The sequence below is a fragment of the Klebsiella sp. 1SOBk10mer genome (assembly GCF_046602535.1).
GTDB classification, from domain to species: Bacteria; Pseudomonadota; Gammaproteobacteria; order Enterobacterales; family Enterobacteriaceae; genus Klebsiella; species Klebsiella quasipneumoniae.
Window position 1 is genome coordinate 336557 of the sequence record NZ_JBKIUP010000002.1, and the last position, 16089, is coordinate 352645.

Genomic DNA, 16089 nt, shown 5'->3' on the forward strand with positions numbered 1-16089 from the left:
AGCGTTGTACGGATGGGGTATCGCCAAGCGGTAAGGCACCGGTTTTTGATACCGGCATTCCCTGGTTCGAATCCAGGTACCCCAGCCATATTTCTTCGATATTTGCGGGTCACCGCGACGGTATTGGGGTATCGCCAAGCGGTAAGGCACCGGTTTTTGATACCGGCATTCCCTGGTTCGAATCCAGGTACCCCAGCCATCGAAGAAACAGTAAGACAATTTGGCTACGTAGCTCAGCTGGTTAGAGCACATCACTCATAATGATGGGGTCACAGGTTCGAATCCCGTCGTAGCCACCATATTCGGGACGTATCGATACACATCGATAAATCCGCAAACAATTTGTTGGGGTATCGCCAAGCGGTAAGGCACCGGATTCTGATTCCGGCATTCCGAGGTTCGAATCCTCGTACCCCAGCCAAATTAAAAAGTCGTTCAGCAATGAACGCACTGTTGCTCTTAAACCGGGATAGTGACGGTCAGGCGCAACAGACAATTGGGGTATCGCCAAGCGGTAAGGCACCGGATTCTGATTCCGGCATTCCGAGGTTCGAATCCTCGTACCCCAGCCACTTAAATGCAAAAAAGCCCACCTCGGTGGGCTTTTTTGCTATTGGCGTATAGCCATCCTGGCGCGTTACTGACTGCCGGGCAGGCGCTTTCCACTACGCCCCCGCCCGGGAAGCCGGAGTTACAAGCCTAACGCATACTTCAGCGCCTGACGCTTCAGCACCCCGGCGCGTTCGGCCGCCATCAGGCCAATATTACGCAGCATCCGCACCGGCGCCAGGTCATTGCTGAATCCGGCGTAAAACAGATCCATCCCCGACTGCATAATAAAATTATCCGCCCGCCGCCGCGCCTGGTAGCGCTTGAGCACCGGCAGGCTGGCCCACTCTTCGCCTCGGCCGCGCGCTTGCGCCAGGATCTCCAGCAGGGCGTCGACATCGCGATAGCCAAGGTTAACCCCCTGCCCCGCCAGTGGATGAATGGTGTGCGCCGCATCGCCCACCAGCGCCAGACCGGGCTGAACATACTGCAGCGCATGACGCCGGGTGAGCGGGAAGGCGCCGGCCGCCTGCGGCGTCACCCGTCCGAGACGCGCCGGGAAATGGCGGGCGATCTCCTGCTGAAGCTGGGGCATGGATATGCCCTGTAGCTGACGGATCCGCACCGGGGCGTCATACCACACCAGCGAGGCCCAGTTGTCGAACAGCGGCAGGAAGGCGCGCGGTCCGCTGGGGGTAAACTGCTGCCAGGTGCTGTCGCCGGGATCGTCGGCGCATTGGACGCTGATGAGCATACAGGATTGCTGATATTGCCAGGCATGCACGCCGATGCCGGCCATCTCCCGCACCTGAGAGCTGGCGCCGTCGGCGCCGATAACCAGCCGGGCGTGGATCGTCTCCCCCTCGCGTAAACGCAGCGCCGTCTGCGCCTCGCCGCGCTGCATCGCCTCCAGTTCGCCGCCAACGCGGAGGGTAACCCCTTCGTGCGCCGCCAGCGCTTGCCACAGGCCCCACTGCAGGACCTTGTTCTCAACCATATAGCCCAGCTCTGGGAGCTTGAGCTCTGCGGCGTCAAAGGCGACGTGCGCGCTCTCCCACTCCCAGGTCTCCAGACGACGGTAAGCGTGGACGCGCATCGCCCGCACGGCATCCCAGACGTCAAGGCTTTTCAGCAGGCCGACCGAGGCCGCGCTGATCGCCGAGATCCGCACATCCGGGGCGGATGCCGGATCGAAAGCCGGGGGCGCCGTTTTCTCAAGCACCGTCACGGTAAATCCCTGTTGCGCCAGCCCTAACGCCAGGGCGCCGCCGACCATGCCGCCGCCCACGATGGCGACATCTGTTGCGTGAATTGTCATGGCTATTATCCTTAAAGCAGAATCCGTTAAGTTTACCGGATTTTTCGCCCTCTTGCGGTGATAACGCTCGCACTGGTCAGGGGGCGACCAAAGCATTACAATACGCGCCCTGGAATGCGAAATTCACCCTGTATATATCCCCGCGTTTTGGATATCTATTACTGAGCATGAGCAAGTCAATGACAAAAAAACTCCATATTAAAACCTGGGGCTGTCAGATGAACGAGTATGATTCATCAAAGATGGCCGATCTGCTGGATGCGACACATGGGTATCAACTGACCGAAGTGGCGGAAGAAGCAGATGTGCTGTTGCTCAATACCTGCTCAATTCGTGAGAAGGCCCAGGAAAAAGTTTTCCATCAGCTTGGACGCTGGAAGCTGCTGAAAGAGAAGAACCCGGACCTGATTATTGGCGTTGGCGGCTGCGTGGCCTCCCAGGAAGGCGACCATATTCGTCAGCGCGCGCACTATGTCGATATTATTTTCGGGCCGCAAACCCTGCACCGCCTGCCGGAGATGATTAACTCTGTGCGCGGCAACCGCAGCCCGGTGGTTGATATCAGCTTCCCGGAAATTGAAAAATTCGATCGCCTGCCAGAACCGCGCGCCGAAGGCCCGACCGCCTTTGTCTCGATTATGGAAGGCTGCAACAAATACTGCACCTACTGCGTGGTGCCCTACACCCGCGGTGAAGAAGTCAGCCGCCCGTGCGACGATATCCTGTTTGAAATCGCCCAACTGGCGGCGCAGGGCGTGCGTGAAGTCAACCTGCTGGGCCAGAACGTGAACGCCTGGCGCGGTGAGAACTACGACGGCACCACCGGCAGCTTTGCCGATCTGCTGCGCCTGGTGGCCGCTATCGACGGCATCGACCGCATTCGCTTCACCACCAGCCATCCGATCGAATTTACCGACGACATCATCGACGTCTATCGCGATACGCCGGAGCTGGTGAGCTTCCTGCACTTGCCGGTGCAGAGCGGTTCCGACCGCGTGCTGAACCTGATGGGACGGACCCATACCGCGCTGGAGTATAAAGCGATTATTCGTAAGCTGCGTGAAGCGCGTCCGGATATTCAGATAAGCTCAGACTTTATCGTCGGCTTCCCCGGCGAAACCACGGAAGATTTCGAAAAGACGATGAAGCTTATCGCCGACGTCAATTTCGATATGAGCTACAGCTTTATCTTCTCCGCCCGTCCGGGCACCCCGGCGGCCGATATGGTCGACGACGTGCCGGATGCAGACAAGAAACAGCGTCTGTATATTCTGCAGGAGCGCATCAACCAGCAGGCGATGGCCTGGAGCCGTCGCATGCTCGGCACGGTACAGCGCATCCTGGTGGAAGGCACGTCGCGCAAGAACATCATGGAGCTCTCCGGGCGTACGGAGAACAACCGGGTGGTCAATTTCGAAGGCACCCCGGACCTCGTCGGCAAGTTTGTCGATGTCGAAATCGTCGATGTTTACACCAACTCGCTGCGCGGCAAAATCGTGCGCACCGAAGCGGAGATGGGTCTGCGTATCGCTGAATCACCCGAATCAGTGATTGCCCGCACCCGTAAAGAGAACGATCTTGGCGTGGGTATCTATCAGCCGTGATCTCTTCAGGCCTGTCGGTTCCGGCAGGCCTTGTAATTCCTCTCTCCGTCCCTATATCTACAGCAATGCTTGCGCCATTTTCCTGTGACGTAAATAATTTCCTGATTAGCCGGCCACGCGCCGCGTCCGGCCACCTGCGTAAAGAGGAACAGTTTGAACATAGACACTCGTGAAATTACCCTGGAGCCAGCGGATAACACACGCCTGTTAGCCCTGTGCGGCCCGTTTGACGACAACATCAAACAGCTGGAGCGTCGGTTAGGCATTGAGATTAACCGCCGCGACAATCACTTTAAGCTGACCGGACGCGCCCTGTGCGTACACGCCGCCGCCGATATTCTGCGCAGCCTGTATGTCGACACGGCGCCGATGCGCGGTCAGATTCAGGATATTGAACCAGAGCAGATCCATCTGGCGATCAAAGAGGCGCGCGTGCTTGAGCAAAGCGCCGAGAGCGTGCCGGAGTACGGAAAAGCCGTCAATATCAAGACCAAGCGCGGGGTGATCAAACCGCGTACGCCGAACCAGGCGCAGTACATCGCCAATATCCTCGATCACGACATCACCTTCGGCGTGGGTCCGGCGGGTACCGGGAAAACCTATCTGGCGGTGGCGGCGGCGGTTGATGCGCTGGAGCGTCAGGAGATCCGCCGCATTCTGCTGACCCGTCCGGCCGTCGAAGCGGGTGAAAAGCTCGGCTTCCTGCCCGGCGATCTGAGCCAGAAGGTCGACCCGTATCTGCGCCCGCTGTACGACGCGCTGTTCGAGATGCTCGGCTTTGAGAAGGTGGAAAAGCTGATTGAGCGTAACGTCATCGAAGTGGCCCCGCTGGCCTATATGCGCGGACGGACGCTGAATGACGCCTTTATCATTCTTGATGAAAGCCAGAACACCACCATCGAGCAGATGAAAATGTTCCTGACCCGCATCGGCTTTAACTCCAAGGCGGTGATCACCGGCGATATCACGCAGATTGACCTGCCGCGCAGCACCAAATCCGGTCTGCGCCACGCCATCGAAGTGCTGGCGGAAGTCGATGAGATCAGCTTTAACTTCTTCCATAGCGAAGACGTGGTCCGCCATCCGGTGGTCGCCCGCATCGTGAACGCCTATGAGGCATGGGAAGCCGCAGACCAAAAACGTAAAGCAGAACTGGCCGCCGAGCGCAAACGCGAAGCCCAGGAACAGGAGCAAAAATGAGTCAGGTGATCCTCGATTTACAGCTGGCCTGCGAAGAGACCAGCGGCCTGCCGGACGAAGCCCTTTTTCAACGCTGGGTCGACGCCGTCATTCCGCCGTTTCAGGAGGAGTCAGAGTTAACGATTCGTCTGGTCGACGTTGCAGAAAGCCATGAGCTGAACCTGACCTATCGCGGCAAGGATAAGCCGACCAACGTCCTCTCTTTCCCGTTTGAAGCGCCGCCGGGGATTGAAATGCCGCTGCTCGGCGATCTGATCATTTGCCGTCAGGTGGTGGAGCAGGAAGCCAGCGAGCAAGGTAAACCGCTGGAGGCGCACTGGGCGCATATGGTGGTGCACGGCAGCCTGCATCTGCTGGGCTACGATCACATCGAAGATGACGAAGCGGAAGAGATGGAAGGCCTCGAAACAGAGATAATGCTTGCTCTGGGCTATGAGGACCCGTACATTTCCGAGAAGATTGCTGAATAGCCCCCTGCCGGATCGTGGCGCTTGCGCCTCATCCGGCCGCTGTTCATGCATTTTACCCGCCTGAACGTCAGGCAACCCATGCCGTCCGGCGCTGAGTTTACGCGCGACGAGCGACATTAAATCAACATGAGAACCCAAACGACGCCATGAGCGACGACAATTCACACAGTAGTGACACAGTAAACAGCAAAAAGGGATTTTTCTCCCTGTTACTCAGCCAGCTCTTTCACGGGGAACCGAAAAACCGCGATGAACTGCTGGCGCTGATCCGTGATTCCGGGCAGAACGACCTTATCGATGAAGATACGCGTGACATGCTCGAAGGGGTAATGGATATCGCCGACCAGCGGGTCCGCGACATTATGATCCCCCGTTCACAAATGATTACCCTGAAACGCAATCAGACGCTGGACGAGTGCCTCGATGTCATCATCGAATCCGCTCACTCGCGCTTCCCGGTCATCAGTGAAGATAAAGATCACATCGAAGGGATTCTGATGGCCAAGGATCTGCTGCCGTTTATGCGCAGCGACGCCGAAGCCTTCAGCATGGAAAAAGTGTTACGGCCGGCGGTTGTCGTTCCGGAAAGCAAGCGGGTCGACCGCATGCTGAAAGAGTTTCGCTCACAGCGCTACCATATGGCGATCGTTATTGACGAATTCGGCGGCGTCTCCGGTCTGGTGACCATCGAGGATATCCTTGAGCTCATCGTCGGGGAAATTGAAGACGAGTACGACGAAGAAGAAGATATCGATTTCCGCCAGCTGAGCCGCCATACCTGGACGGTACGCGCCCTGGCCTCCATCGAAGACTTCAACGACGCCTTCGATACGCACTTCAGCGATGAAGAAGTGGATACCATTGGCGGGCTGGTAATGCAGGCCTTTGGCCACCTGCCGGCTCGCGGCGAATCTATCGACATTGATGGTTACCAATTCAAGGTAGCAATGGCAGATAGTCGTCGTATCATTCAGGTGCATGTTAAGCTGCCGGATGATGCTCCCCAGCCGAAGCTGGAAGAGTAAGCGGCGGCGCTGAAGGTCACGGCCAGCCGGGAGACAGACCGTGGCGATACTCGGTTGTCCCCTCCCCCGGCTGGCAAACAGCATAGCCTGTGGCAACAGGCGTTAATTTACGGGACGATTAGCCTAAATGGTATTTGCCTCTCTTCTTGAACGCCAGCGCGTACGTCTGCTGCTGGCGCTGCTATTCGGAGCCAGCGGAACGCTGGCTTTTTCACCTTACGACTTCTGGCCAGCAGCGATTATTTCACTGGTCGGTCTGCAGGCGTTAACCCTTAACCGCCGCCCGCTGCAAAGCGCCGGCATCGGCTATTTCTGGGGACTTGGCCTGTTCGGCACGGGAATCAACTGGGTTTATGTCAGTATTGCGCAGTTTGGCGGTATGCCGGGTCCGGTTAACGTCTTCCTCGTCGTTTTGCTTGCGGCCTATCTGTCGCTCTACACCGGCCTGTTTGCCGGCCTGCTCGCCCGGCTTTGGCCCAAAACCAGCTGGCTACGGGTGGCGATCGCCGCTCCCGTCGTCTGGCAGATCACCGAGTTCCTGCGCGGTTGGGTGCTGACCGGCTTTCCGTGGCTGCAGTTCGGCTATAGCCAGATCGACGGCCCGCTGAAAGGCCTGGCGCCGGTGATGGGGGTTGAGGCGATCAACTTCCTGCTGATGATGGTTAGCGGCCTGCTGGCTCTGGCCCTCGTGCAGCGCAACGGGAAGGCGCTGGTGATCGCCGCGGTGCTGTTCGCCCTGCCGTTCCCGCTGCGCTATATCCAGTGGTATCAGCTGCTGCCGGAGCGCACGACGCAGGTCTCGCTGGTGCAAGGCGATATCCCGCAGGCCATGAAGTGGGACGAGAACCAGCTGGTTAATACCCTGAAAACCTACCTGGCGCTGACCCAGCCGCATATCGGCCACTCGCAGCTGATTATCTGGCCTGAATCGGCGATCCCGGATCTGGAGATCAACCAGCAGCAGTTCCTCAGCATGATGGACGATCTGCTGCGCGCAAAAGACAGCTCGCTGATCACCGGCATCGTCGACGCGCGTCTTAATAAGCAGAATCGCTACGACACCTACAACACCATCATTACCCTCGGCAAAGATAACCCGTACCGCTACGACTCGACCAACCGCTACAACAAGAACCATCTGGTGCCGTTCGGCGAGTTTGTACCGCTGGAGTCGATTCTGCGTCCGCTGGCGCCATTCTTCGACCTGCCGATGTCCTCCTTCAGCCGCGGTCCCTACGTGCAGCCGCAGCTGATGGCGCATAACCTGAAGCTGACCGCGGCCATCTGCTACGAGATCATCCTCGGGGAACAGGTGCGGGATAACTTCCGTCCGGATACCGACTTCCTGCTGACCATCTCTAACGACGCCTGGTTCGGCAAGTCCATCGGCCCGTGGCAACACTTCCAGATGGCGCGGATGCGCGCCCTGGAGCTGGCCCGCCCCCTGCTGCGCAGTACCAACAACGGCATTACCGCCGTGATCGGCCCGCGCGGCGAGATCCAGAAGATGATCCCGCAGTTTACCCGTGAGGTGTTGACCACCACCGTGACGCCCACCAGCGGCATGACCCCTTACGCTCGCACTGGCAACTGGCCGCTGTGGGCGCTGACGGCGCTGCTCGGCTTCGGTGCGCTGCTGATGAGCCTGCGTCAGCGTCGCCGATAAGTTCTCTACCGGCGACGCCCGTCGCCGGCTTTTTTCTTCCCGTCATTTGCCACCCTGGCACAGTCATTGCTTTATTTAATCGGGTAGCGCCGTCCTCCGGCCCAGTGCAACCGGGTTGCACCATAAACGATCGGTGGTCGCGCTATTTTGGTGCAATGGAAGATATTTGCCTCCCATTGGTGCGGAGCGCTTCGCAAAAATAAACAATAAAGCAGCAAAATATTTACATTAAGCCAAACTAAATGCTAACAAACACATACAAATGCGGCACGTGGATGCGTGCCCCTAATAACAACACACACAATCACAATGGGTATCAATAGCGTCGGTGACGCTGCGGATAAGGAGTTGGATATGCAATTACGTAAACTGGCCACGGCAATGCTGGTAATGGGAATGACCGCTGGTCTGGCGCAGGCGGAAGATGCTGCCCCGGCGGCTGGCCAGAGCACTCTGGATAAGATCGCGAAAAATGGCGTTATCGTTGTCGGCCATCGCGAATCTTCCGTCCCTTTCTCTTACTACGATAACCAACAGAAGGTTGTGGGTTACTCTCAGGACTACTCCAACGCCATCGTCGATGCCATCAAGAAAAAACTGAACAAACCCGATCTGCAGGTCAAACTGATCCCGGTCACCTCGCAGAATCGTATTCCGCTGCTGCAGAATGGCACCTTTGATTTCGAGTGCGGCTCTACCACCAACAACCTCGAGCGCCAGAAACAGGCGGCCTTCTCCGATACTATCTTCGTCGTCGGCACCCGTCTGCTGGTGAAGAAAGGCGGCCCGATCAAAGATTTCCCGGACCTGAAGGATAAAGCGGTCGTCGTCACCTCCGGGACCACCTCTGAGATCCTGCTGCATAAGCTGAACGATGAGAAAAAAATGAATATGCGCATCATCAGCGCCAAAGATCATGGCGACTCTTTCCGTACTCTGGAAAGCGGACGCGCGGTGGCCTTTATGATGGATGACGCTTTGCTGGCCGGCGAACGCGCCAAGGCGAAGAAACCGGATAACTGGGAAATCGTCGGCACCGCGCAGTCGAAAGAAGCCTATGGCTGCATGCTGCGTAAGGACGATCCGACCTTCAAGGCATTGGTCGATGAAACCGTTGCCCAGGCCCAGACCTCTGGCGAAGCGGCGAAGTGGTTCGACAAATGGTTCAAAAACCCGATTCCGCCAAAAAATCTTAACCTGAACTTCGAGCTGTCGGACGACATGAAAGCGCTGTTCAAATCACCTAATGACAAAGCACTGAACTAATTATAACAACCAGGGGCGGGATATCCTGCCCTCCCGATGATTGTCACAGCACGGACAGACTATACGGCGGCTGGTCGTTCCCCAGCCGCCGCGAATACCGAAACAAGCTGGACAACCGTCTTCGAGGGTAGCAATGGCTACCCTTTTTTTTCCAGGAGTCATGTATGTCAATAGACTGGAACTGGGGGATATTCCTGCAACAGGCCCCCTTCGGCAACACTACCTACCTGGGCTGGCTGTGGAGCGGTTTTCAGATCACCGTCGCCCTCTCCATCTCGGCCTGGATCATCGCTTTTCTCGTCGGCTCGCTGTTCGGCATTTTACGCACGGTCCCCAATCGCTTCCTCTCGGGCATTGGCACCTGCTATGTCGAACTGTTTCGCAACGTGCCGCTGATCGTGCAGTTCTTTACCTGGTACCTGGTGGTGCCGGAATTCCTGCCGGAAAATATCGGCATGTGGTTTAAATCGGAGCTGGACCCAAACATTCAGTTCTTTGTCTCCTCCATGCTGTGCCTGGGGCTGTTTACCGCCGCTCGCGTCTGCGAGCAGGTACGCGCCGCTATCCAGTCGCTGCCGCGCGGGCAAAAGAACGCCGGTCTGGCGATGGGGTTGACCCTGCCGCAAACCTACCGCTACGTGCTGCTGCCGAACGCCTATCGCGTTATCGTGCCGCCGATGACCTCGGAGATGATGAACCTGGTGAAAAACTCGGCCATCGCCTCCACCATCGGTCTGGCCGATATGGCCGCGCAGGCGGGCAAACTGCTGGACTACTCAGCTCATGCCTGGGAGTCTTTTACCGCCATCACCCTGGCCTATGTTTTCATCAACGCGGTGATTATGCTGATTATGTATGTGGTCGAGCGTAAGGTTCGCCTGCCTGGCAATATGGGAGGCAAATAATGTACGATTTTGACTGGAGTTCGATCGTTCCCTCCATGCCCTACCTGCTGGCAGGGCTGGTGATCACCCTGAAGATTACGGTGATCGCCATCGTGGTCGGCATCGTCTGGGGCACCCTGCTGGCGGTCATGCGCCTGTCCAGCTTTCTGCCGCTGGCCTGGTTTGCTAAATCCTACGTTAACGTGTTCCGTTCTATCCCGCTGGTGATGGTTCTGCTGTGGTTCTACCTGATTGTCCCGGGCTTCCTGCAGAACGTGCTGGGACTGTCGCCGAAAACGGATATTCGCCTGATCTCGGCGATGGTGGCCTTTTCGATGTTCGAGGCCGCCTACTATTCAGAGATTATCCGCGCCGGTATCCAGAGCATCTCCCGCGGCCAGTCAAGCGCCGCGCTGGCGCTGGGAATGACCCACTGGCAGTCGATGCGGCTGGTGATCCTGCCGCAGGCCTTCCGCGCCATGGTGCCGCTGCTGTTAACCCAGGGGATCGTCCTGTTCCAGGATACCTCGCTGGTGTATGTATTGAGCCTCGCCGACTTCTTCCGTACCGCCTCCACGATTGGCGAGCGTGACGGGACCCAGGTCGAAATGATCCTGTTCGCGGGCGGCGTCTATTTTGTGATTAGCCTCAGCGCCTCGCTGTTGGTCAGCTGGTTGAAGAAAAGGACTGTGTAATGATTACCCTGAAAAACGTTTCAAAATGGTATGGTCACTTTCAGGTGCTGACCGATTGCTCCACGGAAGTGAAAAAAGGCGAAGTCGTGGTGGTCTGCGGGCCGTCAGGCTCCGGTAAATCCACGCTGATTAAAACCGTAAACGGCCTTGAGCCGGTGCAGCAGGGGCAGATTATCGTCGATGGCACCGTGGTTAACGATAAAAAGACCAATCTTGCCAAACTGCGCTCGCACGTCGGAATGGTGTTTCAGCATTTTGAACTGTTCCCGCACCTGTCGATTATCGACAACCTGACGCTGGCGCAGGTTAAGGTTCTCAATCGTGACAAAGCGTCGTCGCGCAAGAAGGGTCTCAAGCTGCTGGAGCGCGTTGGCCTGGCGGCGCACGCGGAAAAATATCCGGCGCAGCTCTCCGGCGGCCAGCAGCAGCGCGTGGCCATTGCCCGAGCCCTGTGTATGGACCCGATCGCTATGCTGTTTGATGAGCCCACCTCAGCGCTCGACCCGGAGATGATCAACGAGGTACTGGACGTCATGGTGGAACTGGCCAACGAAGGGATGACGATGATGGTGGTTACCCACGAAATGGGCTTCGCCCGCAAGGTGGCCAACCGGGTGATCTTTATGGATGAAGGAAAGATAGTCGAAGATGCCGATAAAGAGGCCTTCTTCGCCAATCCACAATCCGATCGCGCTAAAGATTTCCTCGCCAAAATTCTGCATTAATCGTTATTCGCTGCGCATACCACCCGGTATGCGCAGTTTATCTTTCCCGCCATATTATTCGCCAATATTATTTGTGCGCGCCATTACCGCCAATATCATTTACATAATAAATACATTTCAGCGAGACAAACTGAACTTATTTATTAAATCGATCAATTCATAAAAAAATCACTAATGAATTCGTGGACCGGTATTTCCACCACCGCTAGCATATAACGCCTCGTAACAGGTTCGTCGCATGATTATGGTATTGATTAAATATAATATTCTTGCCTGACCTTGCCTGCGCCGAAATAAAGGCCATCAATCATTTTGCCAGAGGTAATGGTATTGATGCGTCGCCGAACCAATGAAACAAATGGATATTGCTTCATGTTAATTCGATCTCGCTCGCTCACCGGGCTGCTGTTTATAACGCTGGCTGGCGCCTCTGCCGTCAGTGCTGCGCAATTGACCACCTCAGCTCATCAGACCGAGCAGGATAAAGCTCGCCAGGAGGCGCTGACCCCGCAGCAACAGGAGTTTCAGTCCTCACAACAGCGCGGGGCGCCACAGGGTATCCACTTTCCTGTGGAAGCACATTGCAGATTAATCAATAAAGTCGACATCGATTCCGATAACCAGGCGCTCACCCGGAAATTACTGGCGAAAACCGCGCAGCAGGCACAGGGCCGCTGTCTGGGTAGCGAGGGTATACGCCTGCTGGCGTATAGGCTTCAAAACGAACTGATCGTGCAAGGCTATATCACCTCTCTGATTGATGTTCCCTCCCAGTCGCTGGAGCAAGGCATCCTCCGGCTGACACTGAAGTATGGCAAAGTGGGCGCTATCGACTATGCCGGCGGATCAGACATCACCCGTCTGTGGAATTCACTGCCCCTGTCTCCCGGCGCTATCCTGCGTTTAAGCGACCTTGAGCAGGGTATGGCCAATCTGCAGCGCCTGCCGGGTTCTACGGCGCACATGAAACTGCTGCCTGGCCAGCGCGAGGGGGAAAGCGATCTTCAGATCGCCCGCAGCCTGGAGAAAAAATGGCAGCTTGGCGCCTGGCTTGACGACGCCGGCAGCAAAGCCAGCGGCCGCTATCAGGCCGGTGGCGCCCTCTATCTCTATGATCTGACCACTCTTAACGACATTCTGTATATTTCCGGCGGGGGCGATATTGAATTCAACCAACACAATGACGGCAACCATAACGGTAGCCTGTACTACTCCATCCCCTTTGGCTACTGGTCACTAAGCGCCTACGGGGCATATAGCCAGTATCGCCAGCAGTTCAACGGCAACTGGTCAACGATGGATTATAAGAGCAAGAATCGTTACTACAGCGCCACGCTGAGCCGACTGCTCTCCCACACCCGCCAGCAAAAAACCACCGCCGACCTCCGAATTGCCAAGAGCACCTCGCACTATTACTTCGGCGGCAGCGAACTGCAGGTCATGCGCAAGCAAACGCCATCATGGGAGCTTACCCTCAACCATCAGCACTATTTTAATAAAAAAATCGTCGACGCCAGCATTGGCATCCAGCGCAGCCTGCCGTGGCTCAGCTCAACGGCAACGCCGGAGGAGAAAGCCGGGATGTACAGCCCGCTGTCGCGGATCGTCCATGCGAACCTGCAGGCGATGATGAAATTTGACGCGGCTGGCGACGCATTTACCTGGGCGCCCCGATTGAGCGCGCAGTTCAGCCCGGACCCACTCTCCTCGGATAATAAATTCAATATTGGCAGCCGCTGGACCGTGCGCGGGTTCGACGGGGAAAACAGCCTGTCCGGCAATCAGGGATGGTACTGGCGCAATGATTTTATCTGGGATATCCCGACGCCTGACCGCCAATTTTATTTTGGTGTAGATATAGGTCGTATAACAGGAAACGAGCAAAACCAGAGGGGAAAAACGCTTTCTGGCGCAGTAAGCGGTATTCGTGGCTCGCTGCTCGCCACGCAGTATGACTTTTTCATGAGTACCCCTTTAATCAAACCCGTTCGTTTCCATAGCGATGCTCTTAACCTGGGCTTCTCATTACAATGGAGGTATTAACTTCAAAAATAACAAAAAACATAAGGCTTAAATTTCTTAACCACTCTTAATTAAAGGAATAAATATGATGTTCAAATTTAATTTAACTTATGTCGCACTCGCGGCAGCCCTTAGCTCATCGTTTGTCTATGCCGACCCAAACACATGGACGCACTCATCAGGCACAACCGTTGTTGATATTGAAAAACCTAACGCGGCTGGCGTATCTCACAATATGTACCGTGATTTTAACGTCGGCAGCAACGGGGTGATTTTGAACAACAGCGGCGACGATCTTACCCATGACAAATTTGGCAATATTGCCAGGAATAATAATTTAACCAACGGCAGCGCATCCGTTATTCTCAATGAAGTGACCTCAAATAAGTCCAGTTCCCTCAACGGATTTATAGAAGTCGCGGGTCAAAAAGCCGATGTTATTATCGCTAACCCGAACGGTATCTCCTGCTCAGGCTGCAGCTTCATTAATACCAATTCAGCAGTATTAACGACCGGGCAGGTGAAACTTAACGATAACGGAGGGATCGGGTCCTATACCGTCAGTAAAGGCAAGATCACTATCGGCAACAAAGGTATGGATGCCTCGAACAACTATGCCCTGCTGCTGGCGGAAACCATTGCTATCAATGGCTCGCTCAGCGCTGCCAACACCTCATTAGGCGCGGGAAGCTTTACCTTTGATAACACGACAGGACAGATGACTTCCGCAGGTAAAACCCCAAGCTTATTGCAGATGCTATTTCCTGAATACAGTATCGACATCAGCAGTCTTGGCGGAATTAAAGCCAATAGCATCAGTATGATGGGTAACGATTATGGTTTGGGCGTGCGCAATAAAGGCAGTATTGTTTCTAACAGCATGTTGTCGATGGTCAGCAGCGGAGAATTGGTCAACGAAGGTTCGATCACCGGCAATGGTATGCTCACGCAGATCGTTTCGGCGGGGAACTTTAATAACTCGGGTAGCATATCAACAACCAGTGCGACTGCAATTAATAGCTTACAGGCCCTGACTAACAACGGGACTATCACAGGCACCAGGCAGCTGGTGGTTAACGCCTCGGGAAATCTGGAAAATAACGGCACCATCTCAAGCAAAACGGCGTTAAGCGTAACCACTAACGGCAATTTGAAAACTTCCTACGGTTCCAATCTGCTTTCAGACAACCAATTAGTGGTAGGCGCCCTCGGGAATATCGATAACGGCGGTTCTACTCGTGCAAAAAACACTACTGTCTCTTTTAGCGGCAGCTCGCTCAATGTGACGGGAAACATCCACGGAACCGAAACCCTCACCATTCAATCGATTAAAGACAAAGAGATTTCGTCTGGCGCGATCGGCAGCTCAGGGACCATCAAAGGAGGTAATATCGCCATCAAGACAAAGGGGAATGTCATATTAAATAAAGGTAGCCAACTTCTTGTCACAGATAACCTAACGGCAGAGAGTAAGAGTTTTAATAATAAAGGCGGTACCATTCGTGGCGATAATGCAGTCATGAACTTTACCCACAGTGGCATACAAAATAGCGGAGAAATTATTGGCGGGACTATCAACATCAGCACTAAATCAGATTTTCTTAATGAATGGCTGATTCAATCTTTTGGCGATATGACCATTGACACCAACAATAATGGCAATATTATCAATTGTGGTCTTATCCACGCTGACGGAACCATGACGTTAAATGCCAAAAAGATTGTTAATGGCGGTTATAAATGCGGATTTCTGGGTCTGATGACCTGTGAAAAAGGAACGCTCAGCGGCAATAAATTGGTCGTGAACGCTTATCATAACTACGCGAGCGAAATCGGTGGAAGTCAGTACTTTAAATCGACAGAAATTAACACGCTCAAGTAAGTGTTAAACAACTAAAATGACATCTACTGCTGGCGTCGACTGCACCAGCAGTAGATTCCCGGGCTAAGCGTTTACTCATTATGGCTCAAAGGGCCGCCTTTGGAACTGGTCGTGACCGCATTTTGGGCAACGCGGCAGTACGTCAGGCGTATACACCGGAAGATGATAATGGCATTTCTCACACACCAGGTTACCCAACCCCACCACTTCGCCGCTGTGATAGACACCGTGATGGTTGAGATCCTGAAACACCTCGCGCCATTCAAGCTGAGTTTTATCGGTAATATCCGCCAGTTCCTGCCAGAGACTCTCTTTGATCACCCGCATAAAGACGCTGTCAGTCAGCTCGTCCTGACTCTCTTCATAACTGAGGGCGAACTCTTCCAGATCGCGTCGAACAGCGCGGATCACATTGTTGATTTCGCTCTGCGTTAACTCGCCGGACTGGCTAATCTTGACCCTGGCCTGCTCCACCAGCGCATCAATATCACGTTCTCCATTGCGTAACCGCTCGCTGAGCGTCGACACCAGCTCTCGGTAGAACTGAGCAACCTTGTTCATCTTTTCGCCTCCGGTGTGGTTAACTTCTTCTTATGATAGCCGTTATCTGCGGATAGCTCTGCCAGCCAAGCCACAGAGTCGCGAAATATTCTCCACCGCTTTCCTCTCTGTAAATGTGTGAAAGGCTGTTTTGACGTTAGCGTTTGGGCTATGCTATGCCGATCTGAAATAACACATCCATTGGCTACATTTTGTAGCTGTATTGAAAACAGGACCACTGGC

General features: G+C 55.0%; 13 protein-coding genes and 5 tRNA genes. 16 read left to right on the top strand and 2 right to left on the bottom strand.

What is annotated here, in order from left to right:
- Positions 1 to 13: 13 nt before the first annotated feature.
- The 5 genes from ACLH1I_RS07375 (at position 14) to ACLH1I_RS07395 (ending at position 572) form a co-directional block, all read left to right on the top strand.
- Positions 14 to 88, top strand: a tRNA-Gln gene (locus tag ACLH1I_RS07375).
- Positions 89 to 124: 36 nt separating this feature from the next.
- A tRNA-Gln gene (locus tag ACLH1I_RS07380) sits at positions 125 to 199 on the top strand.
- Positions 200 to 222: 23 nt separating this feature from the next.
- Positions 223 to 299, top strand: a tRNA-Met gene (locus ACLH1I_RS07385).
- 47 nt (positions 300 to 346) lie between these two features.
- Positions 347 to 421, top strand: a tRNA-Gln gene (locus ACLH1I_RS07390).
- A gap of 76 nt (positions 422 to 497) precedes the next feature.
- A tRNA-Gln gene (locus ACLH1I_RS07395) sits at positions 498 to 572 on the top strand.
- A gap of 119 nt (positions 573 to 691) precedes the next feature.
- Here ACLH1I_RS07395 and ubiF read toward each other — a convergent pair.
- Positions 692 to 1867 carry a 3-demethoxyubiquinol 3-hydroxylase gene (gene ubiF, locus ACLH1I_RS07400; protein WP_151628513.1) on the bottom strand — a complete coding sequence of 392 codons (1176 nt, stop codon included), beginning with the start codon at positions 1865 to 1867 and terminating at the stop codon, positions 692 to 694.
- A gap of 179 nt (positions 1868 to 2046) precedes the next feature.
- Between ubiF and miaB the strand changes: the two genes are divergently transcribed.
- From miaB to ACLH1I_RS07455, 11 genes are all read left to right on the top strand, one after another.
- Positions 2047 to 3471: a tRNA (N6-isopentenyl adenosine(37)-C2)-methylthiotransferase MiaB gene (miaB, locus tag ACLH1I_RS07405; protein WP_004885906.1), complete on the top strand. Its 1425-nt coding sequence runs from the start codon at positions 2047 to 2049 to the stop codon at positions 3469 to 3471.
- A 153-nt stretch (positions 3472 to 3624) separates the two neighbouring features.
- A complete protein-coding gene (locus ACLH1I_RS07410) occupies positions 3625 to 4671 on the top strand; it encodes a PhoH family protein (protein WP_198079564.1) in 1047 nt (348 codons plus the stop codon).
- On the top strand, positions 4668 to 5141 hold the full coding sequence (gene ybeY / locus ACLH1I_RS07415; protein ID WP_002894722.1) for an rRNA maturation RNase YbeY: 474 nt from the start codon (positions 4668 to 4670) through the stop codon (positions 5139 to 5141). The genes ACLH1I_RS07410 and ybeY overlap by 4 nt, the downstream gene beginning before the upstream one ends.
- A gap of 146 nt (positions 5142 to 5287) precedes the next feature.
- Positions 5288 to 6166, top strand: a complete 879-nt coding sequence (corC, locus tag ACLH1I_RS07420; protein ID WP_004197606.1) for a CNNM family magnesium/cobalt transport protein CorC — start codon at positions 5288 to 5290, stop codon at positions 6164 to 6166.
- 127 nt (positions 6167 to 6293) lie between these two features.
- Positions 6294 to 7832 (top strand): apolipoprotein N-acyltransferase, encoded by a 1539-nt coding sequence (lnt, locus tag ACLH1I_RS07425; RefSeq protein ID WP_080847240.1) that lies wholly within the window; start codon positions 6294 to 6296, stop codon positions 7830 to 7832.
- 354 nt (positions 7833 to 8186) lie between these two features.
- Positions 8187 to 9098 (top strand): amino acid ABC transporter substrate-binding protein, encoded by a 912-nt coding sequence (locus tag ACLH1I_RS07430; RefSeq protein ID WP_004885900.1) that lies wholly within the window; start codon positions 8187 to 8189, stop codon positions 9096 to 9098.
- Between the two features lie 164 nt (positions 9099 to 9262).
- Complete coding sequence (locus ACLH1I_RS07435; protein WP_002894709.1) at positions 9263 to 10003, top strand: amino acid ABC transporter permease; 741 nt, start codon at positions 9263 to 9265, stop codon at positions 10001 to 10003.
- Positions 10003 to 10677, top strand: coding sequence for a glutamate/aspartate ABC transporter permease GltK (gene gltK / locus ACLH1I_RS07440; protein WP_002894707.1), 675 nt, complete (start codon positions 10003 to 10005; stop codon positions 10675 to 10677). The genes ACLH1I_RS07435 and gltK overlap by 1 nt, the downstream gene beginning before the upstream one ends.
- Positions 10677 to 11402 (top strand): amino acid ABC transporter ATP-binding protein, encoded by a 726-nt coding sequence (locus ACLH1I_RS07445; RefSeq protein ID WP_004885898.1) that lies wholly within the window; start codon positions 10677 to 10679, stop codon positions 11400 to 11402. The genes gltK and ACLH1I_RS07445 overlap by 1 nt, the downstream gene beginning before the upstream one ends.
- 372 nt (positions 11403 to 11774) lie before the next feature.
- Entirely contained in the window at positions 11775 to 13445 is a 1671-nt protein-coding gene (locus ACLH1I_RS07450; RefSeq protein WP_048323401.1) for a ShlB/FhaC/HecB family hemolysin secretion/activation protein, read from the top strand.
- A 67-nt stretch (positions 13446 to 13512) separates the two neighbouring features.
- Entirely contained in the window at positions 13513 to 15306 is a 1794-nt protein-coding gene (locus ACLH1I_RS07455) for a filamentous hemagglutinin N-terminal domain-containing protein (protein ID WP_198079586.1), read from the top strand.
- Between the two features lie 78 nt (positions 15307 to 15384).
- On the opposite strand, the gene ACLH1I_RS07460 is transcribed toward ACLH1I_RS07455, so the two are convergent.
- Positions 15385 to 15867, bottom strand: a complete 483-nt coding sequence (locus tag ACLH1I_RS07460) for a zinc ribbon-containing protein (protein WP_004885892.1) — start codon at positions 15865 to 15867, stop codon at positions 15385 to 15387.
- Between the last annotated feature and the right edge of the window lie 222 nt (positions 15868 to 16089).

What these genes read in the sequence shown, in the direction of transcription:
- ubiF (WP_151628513.1), bottom strand. Translation starts at nt 1,867, where the DNA reads ATGACAATTCACGCAACAGATGTCGCCATCGTGGGCGGCGGCATGGTC.
- miaB (WP_004885906.1), top strand. Translation starts at nt 2,047, where the DNA reads ATGACAAAAAAACTCCATATTAAAACCTGGGGCTGTCAGATGAACGAG.
- ybeY (WP_002894722.1), top strand. Translation starts at nt 4,668, where the DNA reads ATGAGTCAGGTGATCCTCGATTTACAGCTGGCCTGCGAAGAGACCAGC.
- corC (WP_004197606.1), top strand. Translation starts at nt 5,288, where the DNA reads ATGAGCGACGACAATTCACACAGTAGTGACACAGTAAACAGCAAAAAG.
- lnt (WP_080847240.1), top strand. Translation starts at nt 6,294, where the DNA reads ATGGTATTTGCCTCTCTTCTTGAACGCCAGCGCGTACGTCTGCTGCTG.
- ACLH1I_RS07430 (WP_004885900.1), top strand. Translation starts at nt 8,187, where the DNA reads ATGCAATTACGTAAACTGGCCACGGCAATGCTGGTAATGGGAATGACC.
- ACLH1I_RS07435 (WP_002894709.1), top strand. Translation starts at nt 9,263, where the DNA reads ATGTCAATAGACTGGAACTGGGGGATATTCCTGCAACAGGCCCCCTTC.
- gltK (WP_002894707.1), top strand. Translation starts at nt 10,003, where the DNA reads ATGTACGATTTTGACTGGAGTTCGATCGTTCCCTCCATGCCCTACCTG.
- ACLH1I_RS07445 (WP_004885898.1), top strand. Translation starts at nt 10,677, where the DNA reads ATGATTACCCTGAAAAACGTTTCAAAATGGTATGGTCACTTTCAGGTG.
- ACLH1I_RS07450 (WP_048323401.1), top strand. Translation starts at nt 11,775, where the DNA reads ATGTTAATTCGATCTCGCTCGCTCACCGGGCTGCTGTTTATAACGCTG.
- ACLH1I_RS07455 (WP_198079586.1), top strand. Translation starts at nt 13,513, where the DNA reads ATGTTCAAATTTAATTTAACTTATGTCGCACTCGCGGCAGCCCTTAGC.
- ACLH1I_RS07460 (WP_004885892.1), bottom strand. Translation starts at nt 15,867, where the DNA reads ATGAACAAGGTTGCTCAGTTCTACCGAGAGCTGGTGTCGACGCTCAGC.